General features: G+C 68.8%; 16 protein-coding genes and 1 other RNA gene. 15 read left to right on the forward strand and 2 right to left on the reverse strand.

Annotation, left to right across the window (positions count from 1 at the left end; translation table 11 throughout):
- Window positions 1-27: 27 nt before the first annotated feature.
- Both BM060_RS04790 and BM060_RS04795 read right to left on the reverse strand, forming a co-directional pair.
- On the reverse strand, window positions 28-408 hold the full coding sequence (locus BM060_RS04790) for a YraN family protein (protein WP_043272367.1): 381 nt from the start codon (window positions 406-408) through the stop codon (window positions 28-30).
- On the reverse strand, window positions 405-2,219 hold the full coding sequence (locus BM060_RS04795; RefSeq protein ID WP_074977835.1) for a penicillin-binding protein activator: 1,815 nt from the start codon (window positions 2,217-2,219) through the stop codon (window positions 405-407). The genes BM060_RS04790 and BM060_RS04795 overlap by 4 nt, the downstream gene beginning before the upstream one ends.
- Window positions 2,220-2,348: 129 nt before the next feature.
- Between BM060_RS04795 and rsmI the strand changes: the two genes are divergently transcribed.
- From rsmI to BM060_RS04870, 15 genes are all read left to right on the forward strand, one after another.
- Window positions 2,349-3,191 (forward strand): 16S rRNA (cytidine(1402)-2'-O)-methyltransferase, encoded by an 843-nt coding sequence (gene rsmI, locus BM060_RS04800; protein WP_074977756.1) that lies wholly within the window; start codon window positions 2,349-2,351, stop codon window positions 3,189-3,191.
- Between the two features lie 88 nt (window positions 3,192-3,279).
- An RNA gene (gene rnpB / locus BM060_RS04805) (RNase P RNA component class A) lies at window positions 3,280-3,632 on the forward strand.
- 308 nt (window positions 3,633-3,940) lie between these two features.
- Complete coding sequence (mraZ, locus tag BM060_RS04810) at window positions 3,941-4,396, forward strand: division/cell wall cluster transcriptional repressor MraZ (protein WP_043272369.1); 456 nt, start codon at window positions 3,941-3,943, stop codon at window positions 4,394-4,396.
- A gap of 8 nt (window positions 4,397-4,404) precedes the next feature.
- Complete coding sequence (gene rsmH / locus BM060_RS04815) at window positions 4,405-5,346, forward strand: 16S rRNA (cytosine(1402)-N(4))-methyltransferase RsmH (protein WP_061563204.1); 942 nt, start codon at window positions 4,405-4,407, stop codon at window positions 5,344-5,346.
- Window positions 5,343-5,636: a cell division protein FtsL gene (gene ftsL, locus BM060_RS04820; protein WP_074977759.1), complete on the forward strand. Its 294-nt coding sequence runs from the start codon at window positions 5,343-5,345 to the stop codon at window positions 5,634-5,636. The genes rsmH and ftsL overlap by 4 nt, the downstream gene beginning before the upstream one ends.
- On the forward strand, window positions 5,633-7,378 hold the full coding sequence (locus BM060_RS04825) for a peptidoglycan D,D-transpeptidase FtsI family protein (RefSeq protein WP_074977763.1): 1,746 nt from the start codon (window positions 5,633-5,635) through the stop codon (window positions 7,376-7,378). The genes ftsL and BM060_RS04825 overlap by 4 nt, the downstream gene beginning before the upstream one ends.
- A complete protein-coding gene (locus tag BM060_RS04830) occupies window positions 7,378-8,844 on the forward strand; it encodes a UDP-N-acetylmuramoyl-L-alanyl-D-glutamate--2,6-diaminopimelate ligase (RefSeq protein WP_074977766.1) in 1,467 nt (488 codons plus the stop codon). The genes BM060_RS04825 and BM060_RS04830 overlap by 1 nt, the downstream gene beginning before the upstream one ends.
- Entirely contained in the window at window positions 8,837-10,201 is a 1,365-nt protein-coding gene (locus tag BM060_RS04835; protein ID WP_074977768.1) for a UDP-N-acetylmuramoyl-tripeptide--D-alanyl-D-alanine ligase, read from the forward strand. Before BM060_RS04830 ends, BM060_RS04835 begins: the two co-directional genes overlap by 8 nt.
- Window positions 10,201-11,283, forward strand: a complete 1,083-nt coding sequence (mraY, locus tag BM060_RS04840; RefSeq protein WP_009617910.1) for a phospho-N-acetylmuramoyl-pentapeptide-transferase — start codon at window positions 10,201-10,203, stop codon at window positions 11,281-11,283. Before BM060_RS04835 ends, mraY begins: the two co-directional genes overlap by 1 nt.
- Window positions 11,284-11,296: 13 nt before the next feature.
- Window positions 11,297-12,643 (forward strand): UDP-N-acetylmuramoyl-L-alanine--D-glutamate ligase, encoded by a 1,347-nt coding sequence (murD, locus tag BM060_RS04845; protein ID WP_074977771.1) that lies wholly within the window; start codon window positions 11,297-11,299, stop codon window positions 12,641-12,643.
- Window positions 12,643-13,842 (forward strand): putative lipid II flippase FtsW, encoded by a 1,200-nt coding sequence (ftsW, locus tag BM060_RS04850; protein WP_043272374.1) that lies wholly within the window; start codon window positions 12,643-12,645, stop codon window positions 13,840-13,842. The genes murD and ftsW overlap by 1 nt, the downstream gene beginning before the upstream one ends.
- Complete coding sequence (murG, locus tag BM060_RS04855; RefSeq protein ID WP_074977774.1) at window positions 13,832-14,905, forward strand: undecaprenyldiphospho-muramoylpentapeptide beta-N-acetylglucosaminyltransferase; 1,074 nt, start codon at window positions 13,832-13,834, stop codon at window positions 14,903-14,905. Before ftsW ends, murG begins: the two co-directional genes overlap by 11 nt.
- The gene (murC, locus tag BM060_RS04860; protein ID WP_074977777.1) at window positions 14,898-16,340 is read left to right on the forward strand and encodes a UDP-N-acetylmuramate--L-alanine ligase; all 1,443 of its coding nucleotides are present in this window, start codon (window positions 14,898-14,900) and stop codon (window positions 16,338-16,340) included. Before murG ends, murC begins: the two co-directional genes overlap by 8 nt.
- The gene (locus BM060_RS04865) at window positions 16,340-17,287 is read left to right on the forward strand and encodes a D-alanine--D-alanine ligase (protein WP_074977780.1); all 948 of its coding nucleotides are present in this window, start codon (window positions 16,340-16,342) and stop codon (window positions 17,285-17,287) included. Before murC ends, BM060_RS04865 begins: the two co-directional genes overlap by 1 nt.
- Window positions 17,288-17,291: 4 nt before the next feature.
- Window positions 17,292-18,155, forward strand: a complete 864-nt coding sequence (locus BM060_RS04870; RefSeq protein WP_074977783.1) for a cell division protein FtsQ/DivIB — start codon at window positions 17,292-17,294, stop codon at window positions 18,153-18,155.
- The last annotated feature ends 9 nt before the right edge of the window (window positions 18,156-18,164 follow it).

Raw genomic sequence — 18,164 nt, forward strand, 5'->3', positions numbered from 1 at the left:
AGGTGTGACCTTTCGTCGAGCGTCTGATCAGGTGTCAAAGGCGTTGGTGATCCAGTTCAGTTGAGCGGGTGGGGTTCCCGCGGAGGGCTGCACCGCTATTACGTCGAACCGGCAAGGGTGCCGGGACCAGCGGGCTTCCTGTTGCAGAAAATGTTCGGCGGCGGCGATCAGCCGCTGGCGCTTGTGCGCGTCCACGCTTTCCAGGGCGCCGCCCCAGGCCTGGTGCCGGCGGCAGCGAACTTCGACGAATACTACTGTATCGCCGTCCAGCATGACCAGATCGAGCTCGCCGCGGCGGCACCGCCAGTTCTGCGCCAGCAGGCGCAGGCCCTGGCGCTGCAGGTGCTCGCGGGCGAGCTGCTCGGCGCGGCGCCCGAGTTCCTGCGAGTCGCCGCGCCGTCCGCTCAAAGGCCGCCGTTCTCCAGCGGCTGTGCCCGGCCATTGCGGAACTCCGCCCAGGGCAGCTGGCGCTGGATGCGCTGGTTGGGCGCCAGGCTCAGGTTGCCGGTGAAGCCGTCGAGCTGCATGCTCGGCAGGGCCTTGAGTTCCGGCAGGCGCGGCGCCAGGCGGTAGGCGTCGGCGCCCATGGCGTAGAGGCGGCCGAGGCTGCTGGCGGCCTGCGGCCACTGGGCCACGACCTGCTGGCGCAGCGGGTTGCCGGTCTGCAGCAGCCAGGGCGTCTCGCAGAAACGGATGCCGTTGAGGTCCTGGTCCTGCGCCGGGTTGTTCTGCCCGGTGTAGAGGTTGGAGGTGGCGTAGACCGGCAGGTCGCCGGCGTACTGGAAGGCCAGGGTCGGCTTGATCTGGCGCGCCTGTTGCGGGGTCGAGGCGAGGAAGATGAAGTCGATGTCCTGGCGGCGCGAGGGCTGGGTGTCGACGTTGCTGTCGAGAACGCCCTGCAGGCGCTTGGCGCGGCCTTCGCTCTGGCGCAGCTGGAGCAGGTCGGCGATCTGCTGGGCCAGCTCCACCGGCTGGTCGACGTGCTCGGCGGCGATCAGGGTGCCGCCGCGGGCCTGCCAGTCACGGCTGAAGGCCGCCAGCACGCGGTCGCCCCAGTCGCCGCGCGGCACCAGAGCCACGGCGCGGCGCTGGCCGTCGTCCCAGGCCTTGCGGGCCACTTCGCGGGCCTCGTCCTCGGCCGACAGGCCGAACTGGAACAGCTGGGCCGGGCCGGTCTGGGCGCTGTCGGTGTAGTTCAGGGCCAGGGTGGTGATGGGCAACTGCGGGCGATCGCCGAGTTGCTTGACCAGCGGCTTCTCCAGCGGGCCGACCACCAGTTGCACGCCGTCGGCCTGGGCCTGGCGGTAGAAGTCGTCCAGCGAGCGCACCTGGCTGCTGTCGTAGAGCTGGATGGCCGGCTGCTGGCTGCCACTCTGCTGGGCCTGGTAGTAGGCGGCCATGAAGCCGTCCTGCAGGGCTCGGGCGACGCCGGCCAGCTGGCCCTGCTGGGGCAGCAGCAGGCCGATCTTGTTCAGCGGCTGGGCGGCCAGCGACTTGAGCTTCTCCAGGGCGTCCGGCAGTTGCTTGGCCGCCGGGTGCTGCGGGTTCTGCTGGCGCCAGGTGTCGATGTTGGCCTGCTGCTCCTGCAGGGTCGAGGCGCTCTTCACCACGCGGGCCAGCTCCATCCAGCCGTTCAGGTCGCCTTCGTTGGCCACGGGTTGCAACTGCTCCACCGGCAGGCTGGAGACCAGGCCCCAGATGGCCTCGTGGTTGGCCTTGCTGGCCTCGGCGTTGAGCAGCGGGTCGACGAACACGCGTTCGCGGGCGGCGGCCAGGGTCTGGCCGTCGGCGGCCAGGGCCTGGGCCTTGACCAGGCCGCTGCGCGCCTGCTGTTCCACCGGCAGTTCGCCCAGGTGGGTGAAGCTGGGGTGGTCGAAGGCCTTGAGGGCGGCCTTGGGCTTGTTGCGGGCCAGGGCGATCTGCGCGTCCAGGGTGCTGGCGAAAATCTGCTGCGCCGGCTTCAGGCTATCCATCGGGATCTGTTCGAGGATCTGCGCGGCGCGGCCGACGTCCTTCTGCTGGTAGGCCAGGTCGGCGGCCGACAGCTTGAGCAGCACGGCTTCCTCGGGCTTGGCGGTGGCGGCCTGCTGCAGCAGTTGCTCGATGCTGGCGTTCGGGGTGCGCGGCAGTTCGCCGAGGTTGGAAGAGGGCGAACTGGCGCAGGCGGCCAGCAGGGTGGCCAGGCACAGGGCGGAAAGCGGACGCAGTCGAGCGATCATCATCGGGCTTCTCGTGGCGCATTCAAAAAGAGTCGGCAATTGTACCCAAGGCGGCTGGCTGAGGCGATGGCGGGTGCCGGAAACGGGATACAATGGGGAATTTTCCGGTTCGGGCTTAAGGAGTGCTGCGTGTCCCTCGGTACCTTGTATGTGGTGGCTACGCCCATCGGCAACCTCGACGACATCAGCGCCCGCGCCCAGCGCACCCTGCGCGAGGTGGCCCTCATCGCCGCCGAGGACACCCGCCATTCGATCCGCCTGCTGCAGCACTTCGGCATCGAGACGCCGCTGGCCGCCTGCCACGAGCACAACGAGCGCGAGCAGGGCGGGCGCTTCATCACCCGCCTGCTGGCGGGGGACGACGTGGCGCTGGTGTCCGACGCCGGCACGCCGCTGATTTCCGACCCCGGCTACCACCTGGTGCGCCAGGCGCGCGCCGCGGGTATCCGGGTGGTCCCGGTGCCGGGGGCCTGCGCGCTGATCGCCGGGTTGTCGGCGGCGGGCCTGCCGTCGGACCGCTTCGTCTTCGAAGGGTTCCTGCCGGCGAAGACCGCCGGGCGCAAGGCGCGCCTGGAGGCGCTGCGCGAGGAGCCGCGCACGCTGATCTTCTACGAGGCGCCGCACCGCATCCTGGAGTGCATCCAGGACATGGCCGAGGTGTTCGGCGAGGCGCGCCAGGCGGTGCTGGCCCGCGAGTTGACCAAGACCTTCGAGACCCTCAAGGGCCTGCCCCTGGGTGAACTGCGCGACTGGGTGGCGGCGGACGCCAACCAGCAGCGCGGCGAGTGCGTGCTGCTGCTGGCCGGCTGGGAGGCGCCTGAGGAAGAGGGCATCGACGCCGAATCGCTGCGGGTGCTCGACCTGCTGCTGGCGGAGCTGCCGGTCAAGCGCGCGGCGGCGCTGGCGGCGGAGATCACCGGTGTGCGCAAGAACCTGCTGTACCAGGCGGCGCTGGAGCGCAAGGCGGACTGAGGCATTGGTTCGCGAATCCAAGACCTTCGTACCAGGCTGGCGGATTGCCCTTGCGGCAGGTCGCCGCTGTCGCTAACCTTGGCGGCGGAGAGTCGATTGGACAGTCGCTGCTCCGTGGTTCGCCACGGGGGGGAGGAAAGTCCGGGCTCCATAGGGCAGAGTGCCAGGTAACGCCTGGGAGGCGCGAGCCTACGGAAAGTGCCACAGAAAATAACCGCCTAAGCGCTACAGCGCCGGTAAGGGTGAAAAGGTGCGGTAAGAGCGCACCGCACGGCTGGCAACAGTGCGTGGCTAGGTAAACCCCACTCGGAGCAAGACCAAATAGGAATCCGTTGCGTGGCCCGCGCTGGATTCGGGTAGGTCGCTTGAGGCGTTCAGTGATGGATGTCCCAGAGGAATGGCTGTCCTCGACAGAACCCGGCTTACAGATCGACTCTCTCCTCTTTTCCCACTTCTTCCCACAACGACCATTTGTCGCGCGATGGAAGAAGCATAAATCTTAAGAAGTTGCTTTAAGTAGAAAAGCCCAGTGTTTTGAAAACACTGGGCTTTTTGCCTTTCAAGGTGGCGTCAAAAACACTGCGAAACCTCTTAAAAGCACGCTAAATCTCCGTCCTATAAGGATTTTTCCCTCCAGCCTCGCCTTGACGGTGGGGAGCGCGCATTTCTATAGTGTGCGCAAGTGGTATGAAGTGGGTAAAAGTGGGATCAATTGGCAAGGAAAGCCAACCACCGGGGGAAACGCTGACGTGTTTCGCGGAGCTAACGCCATCAGTCTCGACGCCAAAGGGCGCCTCGCGATGCCGAGTCGGTATCGTGACGAGCTCGTTTCGCGTTGCAATGGCCAGCTCATCGTCACCATCGATGCCGTCGACCCCTGCCTGACCGTCTACCCCTTGCCCGAATGGGAAATCATCGAAGCCAAGCTCCGCGAGCTGCCCTCGCTGCGTGAAGAGACGCGGCGCCTGCAGCGTTTGCTGATCGGCAACGCGGTGGACCTGGAACTGGATGGCAACGGGCGTTTCCTGGTGCCGCCGCGGCTGCGCGAGTACGCCAAGCTGGACAAGCGGGCGATGCTCGTCGGCCAGTTGAACAAGTTCCAGCTGTGGGACGAAGACAAGTGGAATGCGGTGGCAGAGGCCGACCTCGCCGCCATCAAGGAACCCGGCGGACTGCCGGACGAACTACGCGACCTTATTTTGTGAGCCTGCCTGTGAACGCCACCTACCAACACATCACCGTACTGCTCGAGGAGGCCGTCGAAGCGCTGGCCCCAAGGGCGGGCGGCTGCTATGTGGACGGTACCTTCGGCAGAGGAGGGCACAGCCGGGCCTTGCTTGGCAGGCTGGACCCGGGCGGGCGGTTGCTCGGGTTCGACAAGGACCCCCAGGCGATAGCCACGGGTCAAGCACTGGCGGCCGAAGATGGCCGCTTCGTCGTTGTACAAAGGTCGTTCGCCGAGATGGGCGAAGAGCTGGCCGCGCGCGGCCTGACCGGCCATGTCGACGGCGTGCTGCTGGACCTGGGCGTGTCCTCGCCGCAACTGGACGACCCCGAGCGCGGCTTCAGTTTCCTCAACGACGGCCCGCTGGACATGCGCATGGACCCCAGTCGCGGCGTCAGCGCCGCCCAGTGGATCGCCAGCGCCGCCGAGGACGAGATCGCCCGGGTGTTCAAGGAATACGGCGAGGAACGTTTCGCCAAGCGCATGGCCCGCGCCATCGTGCAGCGCCGGGCGGAGAAACCCTTCGAGCGCACCGCCGACCTGGCCGCCGTGATCACCGAGGCCAATCCGGCCTGGGAAAAGGGCAAGAACCCGGCCACCCGGGCCTTCCAGGGCCTGCGTATCCACGTCAACAACGAACTGGGCGACCTCGAGCGCGGCCTGGACGCCGCCCTGGAGGCGCTGGCCGTGGGCGGCCGCCTGGTGGTGATCAGCTTCCACTCCCTGGAAGACCGCATCGTCAAGCAGTTCATGCGCAAGCACGCCAAGGGCGAGGCGGACAACCTGCCGCGCGACCTGCCGATCCGCGCCAAGGTCTTCGAGCCGCGCCTGAAGCTGCTGGGCAAGCCGCAGTACGCTTCCGAGGCCGAGCTCAAGGCCAACCCGCGCTCGCGCAGCGCGGTGATGCGCGTGGCGGAGAAGCTGCGATGAGCCGCCTGTTCGCCAAGCGCCTGCCCACCGGCAGCTTCATCATGCTGCTGCTGTTCATTGGCCTGCTGCTGTCGGCTATTTCCGTGGCCTACAGCGCCTACTGGAACCGCCAGCTGCTGAACACCCTGTACACCGAGCTGAGCGTGCGCGACAAGGCGCAGGCCGAGTACGGCCGGCTGGTCCTGGAGCAGAGCACCTGGACTGCCTACAACCGCATCGAGACCCTGGCCACCGGCCAGCTGAAGATGCGCGTGCCGGACCCGGCGGAAATCATCATGGTGGCGCCATGAAGAACCTCAACGGCGCGCTCTACCCCTGGCGTTTCCGCGTCGCCGTCGGCCTGCTGCTGGTGATGGTGTCGGCCATCGTCTGGCGCATCGTCGACCTGCACGTGATCGACCACGACTTCCTTCAGGAGCAGGGCGACGCGCGCAGCGTGCGGCACATCTCCATTCCGGCCCACCGCGGGCAGATCACCGATCGCAACGGCGAGCCGCTGGCGGTGAGCACTCCCGTTGCCACTCTCTGGGCCAACCCCAAGGAGCTGGTCCTCGAACGCGACAAGTGGCCGATCCTGGCCCACGCCCTGGGGATCAACCGCGATGCGCTGAGCGCACGGCTGGAGCAGATGGCCGACAAGGAATTCATCTACCTGGTCCGAGGGCTGACGCCCGAGCAGGGCGAGGCGGTGATGGCCGAGGTCAAGGCCAACAGGATTCCCGGCGTCTACTCCATCGAGGAGTTTCGTCGTTTCTACCCGGCCGGCGACGTCACCGCCCAGGTGGTCGGCTTCACCGACGTGGACGACCGCGGCCGCGAGGGCGTCGAGCTGTCCTACGACAGCTGGCTGGCCGGCGTGCCGGGCAAGCGCCAGGTGCTCAAGGACCGCCGCGGCCACCTGATCCGCGACCTGCAGGTCACGCGCAACGCCAAGGCCGGCAAGACCCTGGCGCTGTCCATCGACCTGCGCCTGCAGTACCTGGCCAACCGCGAGCTGCGCAACGCCATCGTCGAGAACGGCGCCAAGGCCGGCAGCCTGGTGATCCTCGACGTGAAGACCGGCGAGGTCCTGGCCATGGCCAACCAGCCGACCTACAACCCGAACAACCGCCGCGACATGCAGCCGGAGATGATGCGCAACCGCGCCATGATCGACGTCTTCGAGCCGGGTTCGACCATGAAGCCGTTCTCCATGAGCGCGGCGCTGGAAACCGGGCGCTGGAAGCCCAGCGACACCGTCGAGGTCTACCCGGGCACCCTGCAGATCGGCCGCTACACCATCCGCGACGTGTCGCGCACCGAAGGCCCGGTGCTGGACCTCACCGGCATCCTCATCCGTTCCAGCAACGTGGGCATGAGCAAGGTCGCCTTCGACATCGGCGGCGAGGCCATCTACCAGTTGATGCAGAAGGTCGGCCTGGGCCAGGACACCGGGCTGGGCTTCCCCGGCGAGCGCGTCGGCAACCTGCCCAACTACCGCGAGTGGCGCAAGGCCGAGACCGCGACCCTGTCCTACGGCTACGGCCTGTCGGTCACCGCCATCCAGCTGGCCCACGCCTACGCGGCCCTGGCCAACAACGGCCAGACGGTGCCGCTGACCATGGTCCGCGCCGACCGCCAGCCGACCGCCAGCCAGGTGATCCCGGAGCCGGTCGCCAAGACCATGCAGGGCATGCTGCAGCAGGTGGTCGAGGCGCCGAACGGCGTCTATCGCGCCCAGGTCCCCGGCTATCATGTGGCCGGCAAGTCCGGTACCGCGCGCAAGACCCAGACCGGCGCCAAGGGCTACGCCGAGAATTCCTACCGCTCGCTGTTCGCCGGCTTCGGGCCGATGAGCAACCCGCGTTTCGTGGTCGTCGTGGTGATCGATGAACCCAGCAAGGCCGGCTACTTCGGTGGCCTGGTCTCGGCTCCGGTGTTCAGCAAGGTGATGTCCGGCACGCTGCGCTTGATGAACATTCCGCCAGACAACCTGCAGACGACCCCGCAGCAGCAAGCCGATGCTGCGCCCGCGAAAGGAGGGCGTGGCTGATGCCGATGAGCCTTAACCAACTGCTGCCGCAGGCCGAAGCCGGCGTGCTGATCCGCGAGCTGACCCTGGACAGCCGCGCGATCAAGCCGGGCGACCTGTTCCTGGCCATTCCCGGCGCCCAGCATGACGGCCGCGCGCACATCGCCGACGCCGTCGCCCGTGGCGCCGCCGCCATCGCCTACGAAGCCGAGGGCGCGTCCGTCGCGCCCATCGGCGATACGCCGCTGGTCGCCATCAAGGGCCTGGCCGCGCAGCTGTCGGCCATCGCCGGGCGTTTCTACGGCGAGCCCAGCCGCGGCGTCGAGCTGATCGGCGTCACTGGCACCAACGGCAAGACCAGCGTCAGCCAGCTGCTGGCCCAGGCCCTGGACCTGCTCGGCCAGCGCTGCGGCATCGTCGGCACCCTCGGCAACGGCTTCCACGGCGCCCTGGAAAGCGGCAAGCACACCACGCCCGACGCCCTGGCCCTGCAGGCCACCCTGGCGCGGCTGAAGCAGGCCGGCGCGCGCGCCGTGGCCATGGAGGTTTCCTCCCATGGCCTGGAGCAGGGCCGCGTGGCCGCCCTCGAATTCGACGTCGCGGTGTTCACCAACCTGTCCCGCGACCACCTCGACTACCACGGCACCATGGAAGCCTATGGCGCCGCCAAGGCCCGGCTGTTCGCCTGGCCGGGCCTGAAGTGCCGGGTGATCAACCTGGACGATGCCTTCGGCCGCCAACTGGCCGGCGAAACCCACGCCTCGCGCCTGATGGGCTACAGCCTGGAAGACGCCAGCGCCTTCCTCTATTGCCGCGAGGCGCGCTTCAGCGACGCCGGCGTCGAGGCCCTGCTGGTCACGCCCAAGGGCGAAGGCGTGTTGCGCAGCTCGCTGCTCGGTCGCTTCAACCTGAGCAACCTGCTGGCGGTGGTCGGCGCGCTGCTCGGCCTGGACTACCCGCTGGGCGACATCCTCAAGGTGCTGCCGCAACTGCAAGGCCCGGTGGGCCGCGTGCAGCGCCTGGGCGGCGGCGACAAGCCGCTGGTGGTGGTGGACTACGCCCACACCCCCGACGCCCTGGAGAAAGTCCTGCTGGCGCTGCGTCCGCACGCCCACGGCAAGCTGCTGTGCCTGTTCGGCTGTGGCGGCGACCGCGACCGCGGCAAGCGCCCGATCATGGCCCAGGTGGCCGAGCAGCATGCCGACGGCGTGCTGGTGACCGACGACAACCCGCGCAGCGAAGACAGCGCGCGGATCATCGACGACATCCGCGCCGGTTTCGCCAGGCCCGAGGCCGTGCGCTTCGTGCCGGGCCGCGGCCTGGCCATCGCCCAACTGATCGCCGGCGCGAGCGCCGACGACGTGGTGCTGCTGGCCGGCAAGGGCCATGAGGATTACCAGGAGATCGCCGGCGTCCGCCATCCGTTCTCCGATCTGCAAGAAGCCGCCAAGGCGCTGGTTGCCTGGGAGGTGAAGAAAGATGCTTAAGCCGCTGCTGCTCAGTGAAGTCGCCGCCGCCCTGGAGGGCCGCGTGCTGGGCGCCGACGTCGCCTTCGACGCGGTGAGCACCGACAGCCGCGCCATCGAGGCTGGCCAGTTGTTCGTCGCCCTCAGCGGGCCGCGCTTCGACGGCCATGACTACCTCGCCGAAGTAGCCGCCAAGGGCGCCGTCGCTGCCCTGGTGCAGCGCGAAGTGGCGGATGCGCCGCTGCCGCAACTGCTGGTGGCCGACACCCGCGAGGCCCTCGGCCGCCTCGGCGCGCTGAACCGCACCGGCTTCACCGGCAAGGTGGCGGCGGTGACCGGCTCCAGCGGCAAGACCACGGTCAAGGAGATGCTCGCCAGCATCCTGCGTACCCAGGGCGAAGTCCTGGCCACCCGCGGCAACCTGAACAACGACCTGGGCGCGCCCCTGACCCTGCTGCAGATCGGCCCGCAGCACGCCAGCGCGGTGATCGAGCTGGGCGCCTCGCGCGTCGGCGAGATCGCCTACACCGTCGGCCTGACGCGCCCGCAGGTGGCCATCATCACCAACGCCGGCACCGCCCACGTCGGCGAGTTCGGCGGCCAGGACAAGATCGTCCAGGCCAAGGGCGAGATTCTCGAAGGGCTCGACGGCACCGGCACCGCCGTGCTGAACCTCGACGACCGCGCCTTCGACACCTGGAAGAAGCGCAATGGCGAACGCCGTGTGCTGAGTTTCGCGCTGAACAAAACCAGCGCCGATTTCCGTGCCCGCGACCTGCAGCGCGACGCCCGCGGCTGCGTCGGCTTCACCCTGCTGGGGCTGGCCGGCGAGGCGCGCATCCAGCTCAACCTGCTGGGCGAGCACAACGTCGCCAACGCCCTGGCCGCCGTGGCTGCGGCCCACGCCCTCGGCGTGCCGCTGGTCGGGATCGTCCAGGGGCTGGAGCAACTGCAGCCGGTCAAGGGCCGCGCGGTAGCCCAGCTGGCGACGAACGGCATGCGGGTGATCGACGACAGCTACAACGCCAACCCGGCGTCAATCTGCGCGGCCATTGATATACTCGCCGGCTTTTCCGGCCGGACCGTCCTGGTCCTCGGGGACATGGGCGAACTGGGCGCCTGGGCCGAGGCCGCGCACCGCGAGGTGGGCGCCTACGCCGCGGGCAAGGTCGGTGCGCTCTATGCCGTGGGGCCGCTGATGCGCAACGCCGTCGAGGCGTTCGGCGCGGCGGGCCGGCACTTCGCCGACCAGGCCAGCCTGATCCAGGCCCTGGCCGGCGAACCCTCCACCACCACCATTCTGATCAAGGGCTCGCGCAGCGCGGCGATGGACAAGGTCGTCGCGGCGCTGTGCGCGTCCCCCGAGGAGAAACATTAATGCTGCTGCTGCTCGCCGAGTACCTGCAACAGTTCTACAAGGGCTTCGGCGTCTTCCAGTACCTGACCCTGCGCGGCATCCTCAGCGTGCTGACCGCGCTCGCCCTGTCGCTGTGGCTGGGCCCGTGGATGATCCGCACCCTGCAGATCCGCCAGATCGGCCAGGCCGTGCGCAACGACGGGCCGCAGTCGCACCTGTCGAAGAAGGGCACCCCGACCATGGGCGGCGCCCTGATCCTCACCGCCATCGCCATCAGCACCCTGCTCTGGGCCGACTGGTCGAACCGTTACGTCTGGGTGGTGCTGGCCGTGACCCTGCTGTTCGGCGCCATTGGCTGGGTCGACGACTACCGCAAGGTGATCGAAAAGAACTCCCGCGGCCTGCCGAGCCGCTGGAAGTATTTCTGGCAGTCGGTGTTCGGCCTGGGCGCCGCGGTCTTCCTCTACCTGACCGCCGAGACGCCGGTCGAGACCACGCTGATCCTGCCGCTGCTGAAGAACATCGAGATTCCCCTGGGCATCTTCTTCGTGGTGCTGACCTACTTCGTCATCGTCGGCTCCAGCAACGCGGTGAACCTGACCGACGGCCTGGACGGCCTGGCGATCATGCCGACGGTGATGGTCGGCGGCGCCCTGGGCATCTTCTGCTACCTGTCGGGCAACGTGAAATTCGCCGAATACCTGCTGATCCCCAACGTGCCGGGGGCCGGCGAGCTGATCATCTTCTGCGCCGCCATCGTCGGCGCCGGGCTGGGCTTCCTGTGGTTCAACACCTACCCGGCGCAGGTCTTCATGGGCGACGTCGGCGCGCTGGCCCTGGGCGCCGCGCTGGGCACCATCGCGGTGATCGTGCGCCAGGAAATCGTGCTGTTCATCATGGGCGGGGTATTTGTCATGGAAACCCTGTCAGTGGTCATCCAGGTCGCCAGCTTCAAGCTGACCGGGAAACGGGTGTTCCGCATGGCGCCCATCCACCACCACTTCGAACTCAAGGGCTGGCCGGAGCCGCGCGTGATCGTGCGCTTCTGGATCATCACGGTGATTCTCGTGCTGATCGGCCTGGCCACGTTGAAACTGCGTTGAGGGCAGAGCGAGCATGAGCCTGATCGCTTCGGACAATTTCCGCATCGTTGTCGGCCTCGGCAAGAGCGGCATGTCGCTGGTGCGCTTCCTGGCGCGCCAGGGCGTGCCTTTCGCCGTGGCCGACACCCGCGAGAATCCGCCGGAGCTGGCCACCCTGCGCGCCCAGTACCCGCAGGTGGAAGTCCGCTGCGGCGAGCTGGACGCCGGCTTCCTCTGCCGCGCCAGCGAGCTGTACGTCAGCCCCGGCCTGTCGCTGCGCACGCCAGCGCTGGTCGAGGCCGCCGCCCGCGGTGTGCGCCTGTCCGGCGACATCGACCTGTTCGCCCGTCACGCCAAGGCGCCGATCGTCGCCATCACCGGCTCCAACGCCAAGAGCACCGTGACCACCCTGGTCGGTGAGATGGCCGTGGCGGCCGGCAAACGCGTCGCCGTGGGCGGCAACCTGGGCACCCCGGCTCTGGACCTGCTGGCCGACGACGTCGAGCTGTACGTGCTGGAGCTGTCCAGCTTCCAGCTGGAGACCTGCGAGCGCCTGGGCGCCGAGGTCGCCACCTGCCTGAACGTCAGCGAAGACCACATGGACCGCTATGACGGCATGGCCGACTACCACCTGGCCAAGCACCGCATCTTCCGCGGCGCCCGCCAGGTCGTGGTGAACCGCGCCGACGCCCTGAGCCGGCCGCTGATCGCCGACAACGTGCCGTGCTGGACCTTCGGCACCAACAAGCCCGACTTCAAGGCCTTCGGCCTGGTGGAAGAGGGCGGCGAGAAGCACCTGGCCTTCCAGTTCGAAACGCTGATGCCGGTGCGCGAACTGAAGATCCGCGGCGCCCACAATCAATCCAACGCCCTGGCCGCCCTGGCCCTGGGCCACGCCGTGGGCCTGCCGTTCGAGCCCATGCTGCAGGCCCTGCGCCGCTTCGCCGGCCTGGCCCACCGTTGCCAGTGGGTCGGCGAGCGCGCCGGGGTGAGCTTCTACGACGACTCCAAGGCCACCAACGTCGGCGCCGCGCTGGCCGCCATCGAGGGCCTGGGCGCCGACATCGACGGCAAGCTGGTGCTGCTCGCCGGCGGCGACGGCAAGGGCGCGGACTTCAGCGCCCTGCGCGAGCCGGTGGCGAAGTTCTGCCGCGCAGTGGTGCTGCTCGGCCGTGATGCCGAGCTGGTCGGCGCCGCGTTGAGCGACGAGACGCCGAAGGTGCGCGTGCAGACACTGGACGAAGCCGTGCGCAAGGCCGCCGAGCTAGCCAGGCCGGGCGATGCCGTGCTGCTGTCGCCGGCCTGCGCCAGCCTGGACATGTTCAAGAACTTCGAAGAGCGCGGCCGCCTGTTCGCCAGGGCCGTGGAGGAGATCGCCTGATGTTCTCCTTCCTGCGCCCATACCCGTCCCCGCTGATCAGCCGCAACGGCATCGATCTGGACTTCCCGCTGCTCGCCGGTTGCCTGGCGCTGCTCGGCCTGGGTCTGGTGATGGTGACCTCGGCGTCCTCGGAAGTGGCGGCGGCGCAGTCGGGCAACCCGCTGTACTTCTCGGTGCGCCACCTGATCTACCTGGCCATCGGCTTCGTCGCCTGCGGCGTGACCATGCTGACGCCGATGGAGACCTGGCAGCGCCACAGCTGGAAGCTGCTGGGCGTGGCCTTCCTGCTGCTGGTGGCGGTGATCACCCCCGGCGTCGGCCGCGAGGTCAACGGCTCCATGCGCTGGATCGGCTTCGGCCTGTTCAACATCCAGCCCTCGGAGATCGCCAAGGTCTTCGTGGTGGTGTTCATGGCCGGCTACCTGGTGCGCCGCCAGCACGAGGTGCGCGAGAGCTGGATCGGCTTCTTCAAGCCCTTCGCCGTGCTGCTGCCCTTCGCCGGCCTGCTGCTGCGCGAGCCGGACTTCGGCGCCACCGTGGTGATGATGGGCGCCGCGGCGGCCATGCTGTTCCTCGGCGGCGTCGGCCTGTTCCGCTTCGGCCTGATGGTGGCCCTGGCAGTGGGCGCGGTGGCCTTGCTGATCTGGACCCAACCCTACCGGATGGCGCGCCTGACCAACTTCAGCGACCCCTGGGCCGACCAGTTCGGCGCCGGCTACCAGCTCAGCCAGGCGCTGATCGCCTTCGGCCGTGGCGGCTGGCTGGGCATGGGCCTGGGCAACAGCATCCAGAAGCAGTTCTACCTGCCCGAGGCGCACACCGACTTCGTGTTCGCCGTGCTGGCCGAGGAGCTGGGCATCGTCGGCGCCCTGGCCACCGTCGGCCTGTTCGTCTTCGTCGGCCTGCGCGCGCTCTACATCGGCATCTGGGCCGAGCAGGCCAAGCAGTATTTCTCCGCCTACGTGGCCTACGGCCTGGCGTTCCTGTGGATCGGCCAGTTCCTGATCAACGTCGGGGTGAACGTCGGCCTGCTGCCGACCAAGGGCCTGACCCTGCCGTTCCTCAGCTACGGCGGCTCCTCGCTGGTCATCTGCTGCGGCTGCCTGGGCATGCTGCTGCGCATCGAATGGGAGCGGCGCACCGCGGTGGGCAGCGAAGAGTACGAATTCACCGAGGAGGACTTCGCCGATGAAAGGTAACGTCCTCATCATGGCCGGCGGCACCGGCGGCCACGTGTTCCCGGCCCTGGCCTGCGCCCGCGAGTTCCAGGCCCGCGGCTACGCCGTGCACTGGCTCGGCACCCCGCGCGGCATCGAGAACGACCTGGTGCCCAAGGCCGGCCTGCCGCTGCACCTGATCAACGTCAGCGGCCTGCGCGGCAAGGGCCGCCTGGCCCTGCTGCGTGCGCCCTTCGACCTGCTCAAGTCGCTGTTCCAGGCCCTGGGCGTGGTGCGCAAGCTCAAGCCGGTCTGCGTGCTCGGCCTGGGCGGCTACGTCACCGGCCCCGGCGGCGTGGCGGCGAAGCTGAGCGGCGCGCCCCTGGTGATCCACGAACAGAACGCCGTCGCCGGCACCGCCAACCGCGGCCTGGCGCCGCTGGCCAAGCGCGTCTGCGAGGCCTTCCCGGACACCTTCCCGGCCAGCGCCAAGCGCCTGACCACCGGCAACCCGGTGCGCGCCGAGCTGTTCCTCGACGACGATGCCCGCGCCGAGCTGGCCGGCCGCAAGGTCAACCTGCTGGTGCTGGGCGGCAGCCTGGGCGCCGAGCCGCTGAACAAGCTACTGCCCGAGGCGCTGCGGCTGATCCCCGCCGAGCAGCGCCCGGCCATTCACCACCAGGCCGGTCGTCAGCATGCCGAGGTCACCGCGGAGCGTTACGCCCAGGCCGGTGTCCAAGCTGACGTCGCTGCGTTCATCGGCGACATGGCCGCGGCCTACGCCTGGGCCGACCTGGTGATCTGCCGCGCCGGCGCCCTGACCGTCAGCGAGCTGACCGCCGCCGGCCTGCCGTCCTTCCTGGTGCCGCTGCCCCACGCGATCGACGACCACCAGACCCGCAATGCCGAATTCCTGGTACGGGAGGGCGCCGCCCGCCTGCTGCCGCAAAAGTCTACCGGCGCCGCCGACCTGGCCGCGCAGCTGTCCGAGGTATCGATGCATCCCGAATCCCTGAAGCAGATGGCCGCCAGCGCCCGGCGCCTGGCCATGCCCGAGGCTACCCGCACGGTAGTCGATGCCTGCCTGGAGGTGGCCCGTGGTTAAGGAACCCAACGGCATCACCCGCACCATGCGGCGCATCCGCCGCATCCACTTCGTCGGCATCGGCGGCGCGGGCATGTGCGGCATCGCCGAAGTGCTGCTGAACCTCGGCTACGAAGTGTCCGGTTCCGACCTCAAGGCCTCGGCGGTGACCGAGCGCCTGGAGAAGTTCGGCGCCCAGGTATTCATCGGCCACCGCGCGGAAAACGCCGACGGCGCCGACGTGCTGGTGGTTTCCAGCGCGGTGAACAAGGCCAACCCGGAAGTCGCCGCCGCGCTGGAGCGCCGCGTGCCCGTCGTGCCGCGCGCGGAAATGCTCGCCGAGCTGATGCGCTATCGCCACGGCATCGCCGTTGCCGGCACCCACGGCAAGACCACCACCACCAGCCTGATCGCCTCGGTGTTCGCCGCCGGTGGGCTGGACCCGACCTTCGTCATCGGCGGCCGCCTGAACGCCGCCGGCACCAACGCGCAGCTGGGCACCAGCCGCTACCTGGTGGCCGAGGCCGACGAGAGCGACGCCAGCTTCCTGCACCTGCAGCCGATGGTCGCCGTGGTCACCAACATCGACGCCGACCACATGGCCACCTACGGCGGCGACTTCAACAAGCTGAAGAAGACCTTCGTCGACTTCCTGCACAACCTGCCGTTCTACGGCCTGGCGGTGATGTGCGTGGACGACCCGGTGGTCCGCGAAATCCTCCCGCAGGTGGCGCGCCCGACCGTCACCTACGGCCTGAGCGAGGACGCCGACGTCCGCGCCATCAACATTCGCCAGGAAGGCATGCGCACCTACTTCACCGTGCTGCGCCCCGAGCGCGAGCCGCTGGACGTCTCGGTGAACATGCCCGGCCTGCACAACGTGCTGAACTCCCTGGCGACCATCGTCATCGCCACCGACGAGGGCATCTCCGACGAAGCCATCGTCCAGGGCCTGTCCGGCTTCCAGGGCGTGGGCCGGCGCTTCCAGGTCTACGGCGAACTGCAGGTCGACGGCGGCAGCGTGATGCTGGTCGACGACTACGGCCACCACCCGCGCGAAGTCGCGGCGGTGATCAAGGCCGTGCGCGGCGGCTGGCCGGAGCGCCGCCTGGTGATGGTCTACCAGCCGCACCGCTACACCCGCACCCGCGACCTCTACGAAGACTTCGTGCAGGTGCTCGGCGAGGCCAACGTGCTGCTGCTGATGGAGGTCTACCCGGCCGGCGAGGAGCCGATCCCCGGCGCCGACAGCCGCCAGCTGTGCCACAGCATCCGCCAGCGCGGCCAGCTCGACCCGATCTACCTGGAGCGCGACGGCGACCTCGCCGCGCTGCTCAAGCCGCTGCTGCGCGCCGGCGACATCCTGCTCTGCCAGGGTGCCGGTGACATCGGCGGCCTGGCCCCGGCGCTGATCAAGAACCCGATGTTCGGCGGCGACGCCCCGAGGAAGGCGTGATGAACGACGCACTCAAATCCACCCTCGAGCCCCGCGCCTTCGGCCGCGTCGCCGTGCTGTTCGGCGGCAAGAGCGCCGAGCGCGAGGTGTCGCTGAAGTCCGGCGGCATGGTCCTCAAGGCCCTGCAGGACGCCGGGGTGGACGCCTTCGGCATCGACGTGGGCGACGACCTGCTGCGGCGCCTGCTGAGCGAGAAGATCGACCGCGCCTTCATCATCCTCCACGGCCGTGGCGGCGAAGACGGCAGCATGCAGGGCCTGCTGGAAGTCGCTGGCATCCCCTACACCGGCAGCGGCGTGCTGGCTTCGGCCCTGGCCATGGACAAGCTGCGCACCAAGCGTGTGTGGCTGAGCCTGGGCCTGCCGACGCCGGCCTATGCCGTGCTGGCCAGCGCGGACGACTGCCGCCGCGCCGCGACGGAACTGGGCTTCCCGCTGATCGTCAAACCGGCCCATGAAGGTTCCAGCATCGGCATGGCCAAGGTCGACGGCGTGGACGCGCTGATCGCCGCCTGGCGCAGCGCCGCCGAATACGACTCGCAAGTGCTGGTCGAGCAGTGGATCAGCGGCCCCGAGTTCACCGTGGCCACCCTGCGCGGCCAGGTGCTGCCGGCCATCGGCCTGGGCACTCCGCACAGCTTCTACGACTACGACGCCAAGTACCTGGCCAGTGACACCCAGTACCGCATCCCCTGCGGCCTGAGCCCCGAGAAGGAGCGCGAGCTGCAGGACCTGTGCGCCCGCGCCTGCGAGGCCCTGGGCATCCAGGGCTGGGGCCGGACCGACGTGATGCAGGACGCCGAGGGGCGTTTCTGGCTGCTCGAAGTCAACACCGCACCGGGCATGACCGACCACAGCCTGGTGCCCATGGCCGCGCGCGCGGCCGGCCTGGATTTCCAGCAACTGGTGCTGGCGATCCTCGCCGACAGCGTCGAGGCAAGGGGGTAAGACCATGAACGGCGCGATGCTCCGCCACTCGCAACCCGGTATCGGCCGCGCACCCGCGCGCAAGCCGGTGCCGCGCGGCGCCAGCCGCCTGGTGGCGAAGGAGCCGATCAGCGCTCGCCTGCCCAGGCCCAGCTTCGGCTTCCTGCGCATCCTGATGTGGCCGGTGCTGCTGGCCGTGCTGGGCTTCGGCGCCTACCAGGGCGCGCAGTACGTGCTGCCCTACGCCGACCGCCCGATCGCCAAGATCAGCGTCGAAGGCGACCTCAGCTACATCAGCCAGCAGGCCGTGCAGCAGCGCATCGCGCCGTTCGTCTCGGCCAGCTTCTTCAGCATCGACCTGGCCGGCATGCGCCAGGAGCTGGAGCAGATGCCCTGGATCGCCCACGCCGAAGTCCGCCGCGTCTGGCCGGACCAGGTGGTGATCCACCTGGAGGAACAGCTGCCGGTGGCCCGCTGGGGCGATGAGGCGCTGCTGAACAACCAGGGCCAGGCCTTCGCGCCCCACGAGGTGTCGCACTACGAGCACCTGCCGCGCCTGTCCGGGCCGCAGTTCGCCCAGCAGAAGGTGATGCAGCAGTACCAGATCCTCAGCCAGCTGCTGCGGCCCCTGGGCTTCACCATCGCCAGCCTGGAGATGAGCTCGCGCGGCGCCTGGACCCTGGACACCGCCCAGGGCGTGCAGATCGTCCTGGGCCGCGACCACACGGTCGAACAGATCCGCCGTTTCGTGACCATCTACGAAAAGGCCCTGAAAGAACAGATATCGAAGATTGCGCGCATCGACATGCGCTACCCCAACGGCCTGGCCGTGGCGTGGCGCGACCCGCTGCCGCAGACGGACGTGGCCCAGGCCGCGCCCGCGCAGTGATTTGAGGAG

This window comes from Pseudomonas citronellolis (assembly GCF_900112375.1).
Taxonomy (GTDB): Bacteria; Pseudomonadota; Gammaproteobacteria; order Pseudomonadales; family Pseudomonadaceae; genus Pseudomonas; species Pseudomonas citronellolis.